Here is a 13390-nt window from a genome sequence, read left to right as displayed (position 1 = left end):
ACTTAGAAAATATAAAAGACAATTCCGTTCCCGCTTGCAGCCGTTGCCTGATATAAAGCCTGAACATCATTTAGTGTCTGAACGATCTCCTGGAATGTCTCCTCTGCGTCCCAATCTTCCATGACAGGATACACGCCCTCAGCTACCATTTGTTCCAGGCTAAACCGTTTCTTCAATTCTTCAGGTGTCAGTTGTTCTAACGCCATGTACGCCTCGAGCACCTGTTCATTGTTCAGCAGGAACAGATCCATGTCTGAATAGTTGCCCAGATATTGTTCGCCTGCCAAAGGGACCACATATCCCAGAGGAGACTGCCCCTCTACCACTTCACCAGTCAACGTAAACTGAAGCATCTGCCACATTTTATCGATATCCAGCTCGACCGAACAATCATGAACACTGACCTCACCTGACTTAATGGATTCAACCAATTCTTTGGTGACAACAAGATATCTGCCGGACATGCCCATACCTTATCCCTCCTATGTATGTACTTCTCTTCTTTCCCATTAACCGTGCATGTTGTACAAGAATCGGGGTAAAGAGGTGGAAAGGAACAATAATCTTCAAGGAGGAGCGGAATCCATGAAAAAGTTTGATTACAGCCTCAATTACGAGGAGCTTGATCTGCGCAAGCAGCCTGAACTGTATACCGTTGGCAGGGGAGAGCAAGGAGTATTAATGGTGGAGCCCTACAAAAGCGAGATTCTACCGCACTGGCGGTTCAAAACACCTGAAATTGCGAAAGAATCCTCGCAGAAGATCTACGAACTATTTTTGGAGTATAAGAAAAAGGATGACTTTGTCGGTATGGATATGGCACGCAAGTTTCTGCAAATGGGCTATACGCGGGCAAGGCGGTATACGAATCATAAAGGCGGACGCAAATACTCGAAGGAGGACGGCTCCATCCTGCCTTATCAGAATGATAAGGTGAAGGCTGAATCAGCAGCCATTTTCAAAGCACAATGGGAGATCGCCAAAACGGATCCGGATTATGTGAAAATGAAGCAGGAGCACCGGGAAAAGTACGAGTCGGAGAACGCGCAGAAGCATGGGTGAAAATACATGATTTATGCAGACGTTCATTTTGATATAATGCAATACATCAAGCTTCACACACGAGATTAACGATGTATACCCATCCAAAGGAGCCCTCATGAACCCACCTAGCCACCATTTCGTCCTAGCACTTGTTTGCATCACCCTGTGTCTGTTTATTCTGCTTCCTTTGCCTGCCTCTGCAGCCAAGTCTGAACTTGCCAGACAACATGAAATGACAGCCTTTGGCCCGCTACAAAGCGATGTTGACGGGATGCAGCCGGGATGGAACCTGGGAAATTCTCTGGATACGGTCGGACCTGATGAAACGTATTGGGGCAACCCGCGAGTTACCCGGGAACTGATACAGCAGATCGCTGCTCAGGGATACCGAAGTATTCGTATTCCCGTCACATGGGATGGGCATATTGGGGACGCACCAGACTACACTGTTGATCCAGCCTACATGGCTCGTGTTCAGGAGATTGTCCAATGGGCGCTGGATGCCAACCTCTATGTCGTCGTGAACGTTCACCATGATTCCTATCTCTGGATCAGCCAACTGGAGAATAACCACGATCAGGTGCTTTCCCGTTATAAAGCAGTATGGACTCAGATTGCCAAGCAGTTTAAAGATGAACCGCGTAAGCTGATGTTCGAGAGTGTTAACGAACCGCGCTTTAACCGCGGAGCAACAAATGCCGGAGATATGGGCTCGGGCAGCAATATTGATGAGGCACGGCAGTTGGAGCTTTTGCATGAATTGAACACTGCATTTGTTAAGTTGGTACGGCAAACAGGTGGAAATAACAGCGAGCGCCCGTTGGTCCTGCCTACGCTGGAAGGTTCACCAACACAGGTGAGACTCGACAGTTTGCGGCAGACAATAGTGGGGCTGAAGGATCACAATCTGATTGCTACGGTGCATTATTACGGATATTGGCCGTTCAGCGTCAACATTGCAGGGCATACCACCTTCGATACGGATACGAAAAATGATGCGGCCAGCACGTTCAATAATGTGTACAACACGCTAGTTGTTCAAGGTATTCCGGTTATTCTGGGCGAATACGGCCTGCTCGGTTTTGACAAACATACGGATGTCATCGAACAGGGAGAGAAGCTGAAATATTTTGAGTTCATCGGTCATCAGTTAAAAGAAAAAAAGATCACGTCCATGTTATGGGACAATGGTCAGCATCTGAATCGAAAAACATTCCAGTGGGCTGACCCGGATTTATTTCAGATGATCCAAGCTTCCTGGACAGGACGTTCTGCCGTAGGAGAAAGCGATCTGCTCTATTTCAGACAAGGTTCGCCTGTGGGAGACAGACCATTGACGATCAAGTTAAACGGAAACAAGCTGGTTGCCCTGTATGCGGGTGAGGAGATGCTGAAAGCTGGCACGGATTATTCGTTCAGTGGCAACACGTTAACCGTCAAATCCACTGCGTTATCCCGGATGATCAGCTCAACTCAGAAGCTTGGGAACAATGGGATACTCACAGCGAAGTTCAATCAGGGTGCAAAATGGAAATGGAATGTGATTGTGTCCACGGAGCCCGAGTTGGGCGACGCAACAGGTATAGTAGACTCCTTCTCCATTCCCACCCAGTTTCAAGGTGATCAGCTTGCCACGATGGAGGCTGTGTATACATCCGGTGAGAACACAGCGCCACAGGACTGGACACCGTATAAGGAATTCTTGACCACATTTGCTCCTTCTTATGAAACGAATGAAATTAAGCTACAGCCCGATTGGCTCAAAGAACTGCACGCTGGACAGATCGAGCTGACATTTCACTTCTGGAGTAGTGAGCTCATTCGCTACACTCTGATTAAGAACGGAAATCAGGTGACTGGCGAGGTACGAAATTGAGCCTGTTCGCGGGTTGGGATTGTACGACCCGTTGATTGCAATGGGCTCTGCTGGATGCAGCAGCGTGACCTACACAGTATTGAAGATTGTTCAAATAGAGACGCTGCCAGTGGGGTATTTCAGCTGGCAGCGTCTTTGAGTTTGGTAGGTTTGGTATGGTTAAGCCTGTGCCTTTTGCGGCTTGCCACTCTTCGAACGGGGCCGAAGCATACCCCCTACAATCCTCAGCATTTGTCTGCGCGGCATAAGGCGGGCGAACTGGGCCGTCCAATAATTGGAGGCACCTGGCACAGCATACGGCTTGCCTGAATCCAACGCCCTCATCGCCACTTCCACAACATGCTCAGGCGTATCCCGTTTGCCTACCGAGGCCTCTTCGGCTCCTACTACGTCAAAGAATGAGGTATCGGTTGAGCCAGGGCATAGAGCCAAAAACTTAACGCCTCGTTTCCGGTTCTCTTCATACAACGCCTCTGTAAAAGAAAGAACGAAAGATTTCGTAGCCCCATATACAGCCATGTATGGATCAGGTTGAAAAGCAGCTGTTGAAGAAACATTGATGACGGTACCGTTCCGTTTTTGCAGCATACCTGGCAGGAAAAGATGGGTCATGTTCATGACTGCGAGTACATTCAGCATAATCTCTTCCTGCTGCCGTGCACCATCCACCTGCTCAAACATTCCATGCGTGGCAAATCCCGCATTGTTGATTAATACATTAACCTGTATGCCCCGATTCATACATTCCTCATAAACGTGTTGTGGTGCATCCGCCTGGGATAGATCCGCTACGATCACTTCCGTCTTCACTTGATAGGTTCGCTCAATCCGTTCTGCCAATTGACGCAATTTGGACTCCGATCGGGCCACCAAGACCACATGTTTTCCTTTTGACGCCATCTCCAATGCAAAAGTCTGCCCAATTCCTGAAGAAGCCCCCGTAATGAGTACCCATTGATTTTGAACCTGCTTCATATCTCATCCACCTTTTCAGAACACTCGTTTTTTATCGGAAACACTGTTTCCTAATGAAATTATCGTACTCTCTTGTCTTCGTACTGTCAACTTCTTTTGATCATTTGACGATTTCCAGCGTAAAACAGTAGAATGACGATAAGAAACACGGTTACCGTTAAACAACAATATGGATGTATGAGGATGAGATAGATGAAAGATCACAATTCGGGTTCCAAAGAATCCGCTCACACGGTCACTACCTTTCAGGAAGCCAGACTCCAGCACTCCGAAAACCTGCGCCAAAATATTGTGCATGCCGCCGCATCCTTGCTGCAAGAGCACGGCCCCGAAGCCGTTACAGTTCGGCGCGTGGCAGAACGAATGGAGTGCTCCACCAAAATCATATATAACCTCTTCGGCAAGAAAGAAGGGTTAGCTAAATATCTATATATGGAGGGGTGCTCCCTCCTATCCCAATCGTTTGAATCCGTGCCGCAGCAAGCATCATTCGAGAATTATTTTCGCGATCTCGCTTATGCCTACTGGGATTTCGGAATTACACAATCCAGCTTCTATCAGCTGATGTTTGGCGGTTCTTTTGCAGAATTCAAACCAGATGCAGAGAGTCTGCAAGGAACAGCAACTGCACTCAAACAAATTACGTCCCTGGTTGCGGTCTCAATTGAGCAGGGAATGCTTAAGGAGAACGATCTCTTGCTTGCAGTTCGTATGATCTGGGCCCCTCTGCATGGCGTCATCCACCTGTACCTGGGAGGCCATATTGAGAGTGAAGAGGCCGCGAAACGGCTATATGATCATACGTTGTCCATGGTTATTCTTTCTCTTGTTGGAGTATCCTCCAAGGGCTAAGCCATGAATGGATAAGGAAACGAAAGAAGGAGCAGGCACTTCATCGCTCGGATGAAGGACCTGCCCCTTTTTATCATTATATATAAGGGATTACTATCGCTAATTAACGTGCGGTTTCGTTTTCAGCTTCCCAACGCGAGATTTCAGCACGGACTTTGGGAGCCACTTCTTTGCCGAGCAGTTCAATAGCTCTCATTACCTCCTCATGCGGCATCGTGCCGAGGGGAGTGTGTAACATGAAGCGTGTAATACCAACTTCTTTACGTAGATAGATAATCTTTTGAGCAACGGTATCCACATCACCGACATACAGCGCGCCTTCCAGACTACGTGCCGCGTCAAAGGTTGCACGGCTATAGTGTCCCCAGCCGCGTTCACGGCCCAACATATTCATTACTGCCTGAGCTGGAGGGAAGAATTTCTCCACAGCTTCATCTGTTGTATCCGCAATGAAGCCATGAGAGTGAGAAGCAACGGTCAGTTTGGAAGCGTCGTGACCTGCATGTGCAGCTGCTTTTTTGTACAACTCCACCAGTGGTGCGAATTGAACAGGACGACCACCAATAATGGCGAGAACAAGCGGTAATCCAAGCAGACCCGCGCGGACAACCGATTCCTGGTTACCGCCACTCCCGATCCATACAGGCAGCTTCTCTTGTACCGGACGCGGGTAGATGCCTAGATTATTAAAGGAAGGGCGGTGTTTGCCTTCCCAGGTTACTTTTTCCGAATCACGCAGTTTTAAGAGGAGCTCCAATTTTTCATCAAATAATTCATCATAATCATTCAGATCATACCCGAACAATGGGAATGATTCGATGAATGATCCCCGCCCTGCCATAATCTCCGCACGCCCATTCGAAATACCGTCCAGCGTTGCAAAATCCTGAAATACCCGTACCGGATCAGCCGAAGATAGCACCGTTACAGCGCTGGTTAGGCGAATGCGTTTGGTCTGTGAAGCTGCGGCGGCCAAAATGATAGCGGGTGATGAAGCGGCATAGTCGGCACGGTGATGTTCTCCCACGCCGTATACATCCAGCCCCACCTGATCTGCCAAAACGATCTCTTCAACGACGTCGCGAATACGCTGCGCATGACTTATAAGTTCTCCTGTTTTTATATCTGGGTTCGTCTCTACAAATGTACTGATTCCGATTTCCATTGTCTATTCCTCCCTGGTATGAAGCGATCCGTCGTTCATCTAACCTATTGTAAGTAGATCACCTTTTGTTATTTATCTTAATATTGAACTATTTTGAGGAAAAATACAAGTGCCCCCTGTTTTCCAGAGGGCACTTTCGTGACATATTCTTCTCAAAATCCAATGATTTCATGATGATTTCTTTTTCCCAATGTACAGCAGATGAGACGATATTCCCAATATCGACGGGTCTTTGGCCACCTCAATCATATAATGGATCAACTCATCGTATTCCCCGCGTTCTTTCCAATATTGCTGCTGCTCTTCTGTGAGCATAGCTCTAAGACTGGACGATCCAATCAGGTCTACCGTTTCGAATCCGTACTGCTCCATAAATGGGTTAATATCCTGAATGTTGAAATAGTACGCCCCCGTAAACCGTCCTTGATCCAGATGATCGAATGTTCCCTTTTCCACAAAAGAACGGATAGCTTCCATGTGGTCATGTGGTTTCCATTGCTGCGGGGATTGCAAAGAGGTAATGCCCATTCGCATACGGCTCTGCATCGCTACAAACACAGTTCCCCCACGCTTGGTGACCCGATGCAGCTCCCTTACCGCAGCCACTCGCTCTTCTTCCGTCTGCAAATGATACAATGGCCCAAGCATCAGAGAGGCATCATACGTCTCATCTGCAATGCCGTTCAGATGGGTCGCATCCAATACATGGAAACTGTCAAACTGCTGTGTCAAATCCAATTCCTTTGCCTTCTGCCGAGCCATATCCACAGATGCAGGGGTCAGGTCTGACAGCGTGACATGGTATCCGAGTTTGGCAAGCTCCATCGCATATTTGCCTGGTCCGGCGCCATTGTCCAGCACAAGTCCGGTTGCCGGAAGTGACTCTCGGATATAATGCATGTTAATGATGAACTCCAGCGGTTCCCGATCCAACCTTCCCCACTCGTCAAATCTGGAATAATACTCAATCACACGTGATCTTTCCATGATTCTGCACCTGCCTTTTCTCAACATTAAGGCCATATAAAAAAACAAAAACCTGCCACCTCAACTAAGAGGCGACAGGTCTGACCTTCGCGGTACCACTCTTCTTGATCCATGAACAGGATTGGAAACATCATGCTCCAACCTATCCTGCCATAACATCTCAGGACCTGATGACGGAGGTTAACCGTCAGGATCTACATGAAGTCAGCGTATAGCATCATTTTTAACATCCAGCCCTTTGTGCGCTGAGCAATGACGATATTCATGTAACTACGGTTCGATTCTGCTGCTCACAGGTGAGTTGGGGAAAGGTTGGACTGCCTTGCACCGAAGCGACAGTTCTCTGGACCAAACCTTGTGCCTTAATACTCCTGATCATTGCGTTTGACTGTTAAATTTTATCCAGTATATTACTTCTAAATATTTCCTGTCAATTCTTATTTTCCAGTTGCACAGCTACTTCACGTTCCGGTTCTTCTGTGCTGTACATCCAGGGATATACGATTGCTGTATCCGACGTGTAATTATTATATCGATCAATACCCAGGTTTTTTCCGTCACCGGCAAATTGAGTTTTGGAAGGAGTACCATAACTTCGTTTGCCCTTCTGGATCGTATAGGTCTGATTAATTCCACCAAAATGTAGATCATCACTATATCTCTCCACGTACAAATCACCGTCTTTACGGTAATATGTCCAATGGATTATAGAACCGCCCAGATTTGAATCAAGGTACTGTGGTTTCTCCCCAATCTCGGATAACGTAATCGGCTCAAATTCACCCTGAAAATAGTTGACTTTATGGCGAGCGTACAAGGTCATTGGTGTATCTTGGTTGATTTCTAGACCAGAGGTCACTTCGAAGCGCAGTTCCGCTTCATGTGCCGGATCGTCCGACGGCCATACCCCTCCAATTAACTGGCTGCCATTTACATCAAGTGTGTATTGCAAATATGGTAATTGCATGAAATATTCGCTATGAGTAACGATCAGCCTGATTTGGGTGGGTGTAATTATGGCTTCCTTGATGACTGCTCCATCCGACTGCTGATCCAGAGGTATATTTAGCACTCTTTTACTCGTACCACTAAGCATCTCTGTTTTATCCAGACGTATACCAATATCCAGTGATTGCTCCATTTTGCCTTCTTCTTTACTGTAAGCCAGTACATAACTTGCTGCTTGTTGCTTCAACTTCTCCAAGTTATAGAACTGTTCCGATATATATTCACCATGTTCTCCCGGCTTTCCATATATGCCCGCTGCATTCCCTTCCAAAATCTGTCCTTTCTGATCGTATATCTTTAAATACGGAAAGGCATAGTCACGAACCTCCGGTTGATCAAAGGTTAATGATGTAGACAACATCATCTTATCTTCCTTTTCATTGAATGCGCTCACTACAAGTTCACCCAAACCATCCTTATTGATATTGAACACCTGTGATTGTTGCTGAAAAGGATTTAGGGTAATTTCCTTTTCTTCCGGAACTAATATTTGGATTCCACCTACAGTGAAGTCGACATTCGCTTCTTTTCCTGATGGTGTCCACTCCGTCTCAAAGTACCCTTTAAACTTTCCATTGGTCTGATCAGGAACATGGTAGTATCTTCCTTCGATTAGCTTACCACTCTCATCCCGCAGGCCAATAGAAGGGAATTGTAATGTATCACCTCCGTACTTACCAGGGTCCAATGTATACAAAATAACCGTGCGATTATCATCGGAAAAGGCTGTATCCAGTGTTAAAGTCACACCGTTGACCGTTACGGACTGATTCAGTTTCTGTCCAAGATCCTTTTGCATGGCATTCTGGATACCACTACGGTCATTTAAAATTTCACCCCAATTATAATGGACTGCTGCATATACTGGCGTCGCCATGAGAATAACTGCAGCGGTTCCTATCAGTGCAGTCTTTTTCCATTTGATCTGTTGCGGCAGATGTTCTTTATTCTCTGATACATGAAGCTCTGGGCAACGCTCCTGATCCTGTTGAATCTGATTCCACATGGCATCGAAATCGGGATAGCGAATATCTGCATTATTTTTCAGATGACGAGACAACAGATTTTCCGTATGCTTCACTATACATTTCCCCTTTCTGATGTTGCTTTCTGGCTTGATCCCATTTTTTCCTAAGCAATCGAATTCCCTTATATACTCTGGACTTCACCGTTCCCAGTGGCACTTCCAGAATCTCTGCAGTTTCGGATAAACTTAATTCGTTCATATAACGCAGCAGAATCGCTGAACGTATCTTTTCAGGTAGCTCATGAACCCATTGTGCCCAGACCTCGGACTCCTCCACATGTTCGATCAACGTATCAACCGGATCAGCAGTTCGTTGAGGGGTGAGAATAAACTGCCTTTTCTCCCGCTGCTTGGCTGTGCGTTCCCTCTTCAGAAAGTTAAGACAATGATTCACCGTAATTCTCATCAGCCATGTCTTCATGTATTCAACCTTCTGCCAATCCTGACGAAATACCGTAATAAAAACATCGTGGCATACATCTTCGGCATCCTGAGCATGATGGAGCATGTAATAACAAGTTCGGTACACATCCTTGTTGTATATCTCAAACAATTCCTTTTCGTTCAAAAGCTTTCCCTCCTTTCTCTGCATCAGCCTTCTCAAATCTATAGACAAAGCCGATCCTTCAAAGGTTCATTCTTACCCTTTCTCCACACAACAAAAAAGAACCTTCACTTCCACAGCATTGCAGAAATGAACGTTCTTTATGGTTTAAGACAAGGCCAATAACATGGCAATCCAGCGTGCCAAAAGGAGATGCTAGATTTTTTTCACAAACTCGGACTTCAGCTTCATCGCGCCCAGGCTGTCGATTTTGCAGTCGATGTCATGGTCACCGTCAATCAGACGAATGTTTTTGACTTTGGTACCCTGCTTAACTACCAACGAGCTGCCTTTCACCTTCAAATCCTTAATGACCGTAACAGTATCGCCATCATTCAGGACATTACCATTCGAATCACGTATTACTTTAGTTTCTTCCGCATTCTCTTGTTCAGACGCTAGCGCCCATTCGTGCGCACATTCTGGACACACCAACAAATTACCGTCCTCGTACGTGTATTCGGAATTACATTTGGGGCAATTAGGCAAATTAGACATATGTATTAAACTCTCCATTCATTTTGTGGCTTCCTCGCAAGTATACGGGAATGCAATCTATTGTTCCACATAGGCCACGCTGGTTAATTGATTTTAAACTAAATTTAAGATTGCCCCGCCCCCTGATTTAAGGAAGGTTCCTTATACTGAAGCAATAAAAGAAAAATGGTGGAGCATCACAACGAAATACTATTCTTAAAAGTCGTGTCTTACACGAAATGCTGATATATATCCTATAAAAGGAGTTTCTGCTCATGTCACCCTATGTTTTTCCTGTCCAAACGGCTTTCTTTATTTTTGTCCTGATCGCCATGTTTCTGCTGGTTCCTTGGTTGATCTACGGATATCGGAAAGATGGATTTTTTAGCTGGTCGCGGTTTGGGGTCAGCTTCTCATTTATTTTCTACCTACTGGCTGCGTACTGTCTGGTTATTCTTCCTTTCCCGACCACTCGTAATACATGTGCACAGCAAGCAGCGGATACCGTATATTACAACCTTGTTCCGTTCACCTTTATAAAAGATATTATGAAAGAAACACCAATCGTCTGGTCTCAACCCGCCAGCTATATGGGAATGATTCAGGGCAGAGCTTTTCTGCAGGTTCTGTTCAACGTAATGCTTCTCATGCCACTTGGCGTGTATATCCGTTATTTTTGGCAAAAGAGATCGTACTGGAAACAGGCTTTGTTAAGCGGATTCGGCTTATCCCTGTTCTTTGAGATTACCCAGATCACCGGCTTCTACGGTTTTTATGATTGCCCGTACCGGCTGTTTGACGTGGATGACCTGTTACTGAATACTTCAGGAACGATACTGGGATTTTTCGCAGCTCCCATCTTGCTTGCCTTATTCCCGTCTCGAGCAAGTATTCAGGCGAAGAGCGAGCAGATTCTGGAACAAAACAAGGTCTATCCTGTGCCTCAATTACTGGCACTTATCATTGACGGTGTAGTTGTTGTATTCCTGTCCAATCTGATGTCCATATTTAATTGGAGTAATACAAATGTGATCGTCAGTACGCTAAATACGGCGATCGCCATGCTGTTTGTATTTTTCTTTATTCCATCCTTGCGAGATGGCAAGACTCCAGGGTCTGCCCTCATGCGGTTCAGATATGTTCACCGGGAGACTGGGGAGCCTTCCAGCGCATCCCTGTTTAAAAGGTTGCTGGCACTTTACGCCCCTTGGATCTTGGTCACCGTAGCTCAATTCATAACTGATTATGCCTTTCTGAACGAAAATGTAATGCTCGAACCTTATAAGGTGTGGATCTCTGTCGGAATTTTTGGTCTGCATATGCTTATTCTCTTGGTGTTGTTCGTGCATGTCATGCTGGTGCTGTTCTCCCGAGGCAAGCGTGCGTTTTACTGTGATGATGTGTCCAAGACACGAGCTTCAAGAAAATAAAATTCCTGACTCACAACACTCACAGCACATAGTTTCAGATGACAGATAGTACCGTAGCGTTTGCCATTAAAGCCGGCAAGTTTGATCCATCGTAAAAAAAGGTGTGCCTCGTCAGCCAATGACGAGACACACCTTTTAAATATATTGAGATGAAGTACAGATGGGATAAACTATAGCCCCAGCAGCTCACGTTTGGAAGCTTCCGGGTCATGGACCACCTCTACTTCATGATTGAATATCAGCGTAGCGCGATTATCTTCGTAGGCAGGCCAATTAACTTCCGATGTCTCAGGCTTGCCCTGCTTGGTAAACGAAATCCATGCATCCTGCACTTCACCTGCAAGTTTTACCGCGGCAGCATCCGGTTCGGCATTCATAAACTTCAATACAGGTAACGTATTAAAAGCAAAGAAGATATCGATACTATGGATTGATTTATGCAGCAGTGGATGCTCCGGCATCACCCAATCAAAGCGATACATCCATACAGGTGCATGTTTCTGCTGAGCAGCCGCATATTGCACAGCCGAGCGCCAGAAGAACAGATCCGTCATCACCTGGGCCTGGCCATCTGCAGTTTTGGGATAATTGTCCGCAATGGCAGCCCGATTCTCCAGATCAGGTGTCATAAAATCAACAGCCTTCACCATGTTGATCTCTTCGGAGTAAGGCACCTGAGGCTGAATGAACAACGAGCCTTCATGCAAAGTAGTTCCAATCAGTACAGGGATATCCTGTGCGGCTCCCTCTTCTACCGCCTGAAGAGGCGACTTCGGAAGTGTAACTCCATCCAGTACGGGCTGGAACAACAGGGCCATCCCTGCACCGCTTTGTTGTTTGACCGTCTCGCCAGCAGCGATGATTTGCTCCACTGGAATGGATTTGAGTTTATGCAGGTCATCCGGTGTTACACCCAGAACCTTCAGCATGCCATCACGAATGGCTGAAGCCTGCTCTGCTGGCATAACTTGTGAGGCTCCACTTTGCATAATGGCGCGGTGGAATAACCCTTTGGCTGCTGGCATCGCCATCAAAGCCGCAATACTCATGCTGCCCGCAGATTCTCCGAATACAGTGACGTTATGCGAATCACCGCCAAAAGCTTCGATGTTGTCCTGTACCCATTGCAGCGCAGCAATCTGATCCAGTAAACCCACATTAGATGCAAAACCATCTCCAAGCGGAGCCAAATGCAAGAACCCTAGCGGCCCCAGGCGATAGTTGATCGTCACGACGATAACGTCTCCCCGGAGGACAAGTTGTGTTCCATCGTACATGGGCTGGCTGCCAGCGCCTGAAACGAAAGATCCGCCATGAATCCATACCATTACGGGAAGTGGATCATGGCTTTCTTTTTCGGGTGCCCAGATATTCAGGTAAAGGCTATCTTCCGATTCCACCGGAGGCTGTCCAGATAGGCCCTCGGCTTGAGGATTTCTTGGCTGTATATTTTCAGGACCGAATTGTTTCGCCTCCCGAACTCCGTCCCACGACTCGGGTGGGATTGGAGCCTGAAAGCGTAATTCACCCACGGGTGGTGTAGCATAAGGAATGCCTTTCCATACACTCGCTCCATGCAGAAGCTCTCCTTGAACCGTGCCATATCTTGTGTTTACTTGAAGTTCCCTCATGCGCACATACATCCTCTCTACTGATCGATAGTTCCAGTTTACGACTGGTATTGTTCAGATCTGGGTGTAACTTTGAGCTGATGAAATTCTGTCTCAAGGTTTATTAAATAACGTACACGAAGAATAATTTTGTATTGCTTCAACGCCCTTTCGTACGTACTGGCAGGCGCGTTTCCACTTATTTGAGTATAGATCTCCGCGATACCCATTTACAAGTTTGTCCAGATTCAAGTACCACTGCTACGTTTCACGTGGAACTTTTACAGCAATAATAAAGACTCCGCTTCATTTAACGAGCGAAGTCTTCTATTGCT

12 protein-coding genes are annotated in these 13390 nt (G+C 46.4%); 4 read left to right on the top strand and 8 right to left on the bottom strand.

The genetic code is table 11. The features are described 5' to 3' along the window. Window positions 1-2: 2 nt before the first annotated feature. On the bottom strand, window positions 3-470 hold the full coding sequence (locus A6049_RS17370; protein ID WP_063565876.1) for a YfbM family protein: 468 nt from the start codon (window positions 468-470) through the stop codon (window positions 3-5). Between the two features lie 115 nt (window positions 471-585). Between A6049_RS17370 and A6049_RS17365 the strand changes: the two genes are divergently transcribed. Both A6049_RS17365 and A6049_RS17360 read left to right on the top strand, forming a co-directional pair. Next, complete coding sequence (locus A6049_RS17365; RefSeq protein WP_063565875.1) at window positions 586-1062, top strand: DUF4385 domain-containing protein; 477 nt, start codon at window positions 586-588, stop codon at window positions 1060-1062. A gap of 97 nt (window positions 1063-1159) precedes the next feature. Then, on the top strand, window positions 1160-2920 hold the full coding sequence (locus A6049_RS17360) for a cellulase family glycosylhydrolase (RefSeq protein WP_063565874.1): 1761 nt from the start codon (window positions 1160-1162) through the stop codon (window positions 2918-2920). Window positions 2921-3079: 159 nt separating this feature from the next. On the opposite strand, the gene A6049_RS17355 is transcribed toward A6049_RS17360, so the two are convergent. Then, window positions 3080-3895: an SDR family NAD(P)-dependent oxidoreductase gene (locus A6049_RS17355; RefSeq protein ID WP_063565873.1), complete on the bottom strand. Its 816-nt coding sequence runs from the start codon at window positions 3893-3895 to the stop codon at window positions 3080-3082. Between the two features lie 192 nt (window positions 3896-4087). On the opposite strand from A6049_RS17355, the gene A6049_RS17350 reads away from it, so the two are divergent. Beyond that, on the top strand, window positions 4088-4747 hold the full coding sequence (locus A6049_RS17350; RefSeq protein ID WP_063565872.1) for a TetR/AcrR family transcriptional regulator: 660 nt from the start codon (window positions 4088-4090) through the stop codon (window positions 4745-4747). Window positions 4748-4850: 103 nt separating this feature from the next. On the opposite strand, the gene A6049_RS17345 is transcribed toward A6049_RS17350, so the two are convergent. The 5 genes from A6049_RS17345 to A6049_RS17325 form a co-directional block, all read right to left on the bottom strand. Then, on the bottom strand, window positions 4851-5912 hold the full coding sequence (locus A6049_RS17345) for an LLM class flavin-dependent oxidoreductase (RefSeq protein WP_063565871.1): 1062 nt from the start codon (window positions 5910-5912) through the stop codon (window positions 4851-4853). A gap of 168 nt (window positions 5913-6080) precedes the next feature. After that, on the bottom strand, window positions 6081-6899 hold the full coding sequence (locus A6049_RS17340; protein ID WP_063565870.1) for a class I SAM-dependent methyltransferase: 819 nt from the start codon (window positions 6897-6899) through the stop codon (window positions 6081-6083). Window positions 6900-7329: 430 nt separating this feature from the next. Beyond that, entirely contained in the window at window positions 7330-8988 is a 1659-nt protein-coding gene (locus tag A6049_RS17335; protein ID WP_063565869.1) for a DUF4179 domain-containing protein, read from the bottom strand. After that, complete coding sequence (locus tag A6049_RS17330) at window positions 8945-9502, bottom strand: RNA polymerase sigma factor (RefSeq protein WP_063565868.1); 558 nt, start codon at window positions 9500-9502, stop codon at window positions 8945-8947. Before A6049_RS17330 ends, A6049_RS17335 begins: the two co-directional genes overlap by 44 nt. Window positions 9503-9694: 192 nt before the next feature. Then, window positions 9695-10036, bottom strand: a complete 342-nt coding sequence (locus A6049_RS17325) for a zinc ribbon domain-containing protein YjdM (protein ID WP_063565920.1) — start codon at window positions 10034-10036, stop codon at window positions 9695-9697. A 254-nt stretch (window positions 10037-10290) separates the two neighbouring features. Here A6049_RS17325 and A6049_RS17320 point away from each other — a divergent pair, with 254 nt between their 5' ends. Continuing rightward, a complete protein-coding gene (locus A6049_RS17320; protein WP_063565867.1) occupies window positions 10291-11445 on the top strand; it encodes a VanZ family protein in 1155 nt (384 codons plus the stop codon). Window positions 11446-11615: 170 nt separating this feature from the next. Here the strand turns inward: A6049_RS17320 and A6049_RS17315 are convergent, their stop codons facing one another. Then, window positions 11616-13076 carry a carboxylesterase/lipase family protein gene (locus A6049_RS17315; RefSeq protein ID WP_063565866.1) on the bottom strand — a complete coding sequence of 487 codons (1461 nt, stop codon included), beginning with the start codon at window positions 13074-13076 and terminating at the stop codon, window positions 11616-11618. Window positions 13077-13390 lie beyond the last annotated feature (314 nt).

The organism is Paenibacillus sp. O199 (assembly GCF_001636635.1).
GTDB lineage: Bacteria > Bacillota > Bacilli > Paenibacillales > Paenibacillaceae > Paenibacillus > Paenibacillus marchantiae.
Note: the sequence above shows the minus strand (reverse complement) of the source record. Positions and strands in the feature narration are given on the sequence as shown.

Excerpts from the sequence above, each read along its gene's own strand:
- A6049_RS17320 (WP_063565867.1), top strand. The coding sequence starts at position 10,291 with ATGTCACCCTATGTTTTTCCTGTCCAAACGGCTTTCTTTATTTTTGTC.
- A6049_RS17345 (WP_063565871.1), bottom strand. The coding sequence starts at position 5,912 with ATGGAAATCGGAATCAGTACATTTGTAGAGACGAACCCAGATATAAAA.
- A6049_RS17340 (WP_063565870.1), bottom strand. The coding sequence starts at position 6,899 with ATGGAAAGATCACGTGTGATTGAGTATTATTCCAGATTTGACGAGTGG.
- A6049_RS17315 (WP_063565866.1), bottom strand. The coding sequence starts at position 13,076 with ATGAGGGAACTTCAAGTAAACACAAGATATGGCACGGTTCAAGGAGAG.
- A6049_RS17355 (WP_063565873.1), bottom strand. The coding sequence starts at position 3,895 with ATGAAGCAGGTTCAAAATCAATGGGTACTCATTACGGGGGCTTCTTCA.
- A6049_RS17325 (WP_063565920.1), bottom strand. The coding sequence starts at position 10,036 with ATGTCTAATTTGCCTAATTGCCCCAAATGTAATTCCGAATACACGTAC.
- A6049_RS17370 (WP_063565876.1), bottom strand. The coding sequence starts at position 470 with ATGGGCATGTCCGGCAGATATCTTGTTGTCACCAAAGAATTGGTTGAA.
- A6049_RS17360 (WP_063565874.1), top strand. The coding sequence starts at position 1,160 with ATGAACCCACCTAGCCACCATTTCGTCCTAGCACTTGTTTGCATCACC.
- A6049_RS17365 (WP_063565875.1), top strand. The coding sequence starts at position 586 with ATGAAAAAGTTTGATTACAGCCTCAATTACGAGGAGCTTGATCTGCGC.
- A6049_RS17350 (WP_063565872.1), top strand. The coding sequence starts at position 4,088 with ATGAAAGATCACAATTCGGGTTCCAAAGAATCCGCTCACACGGTCACT.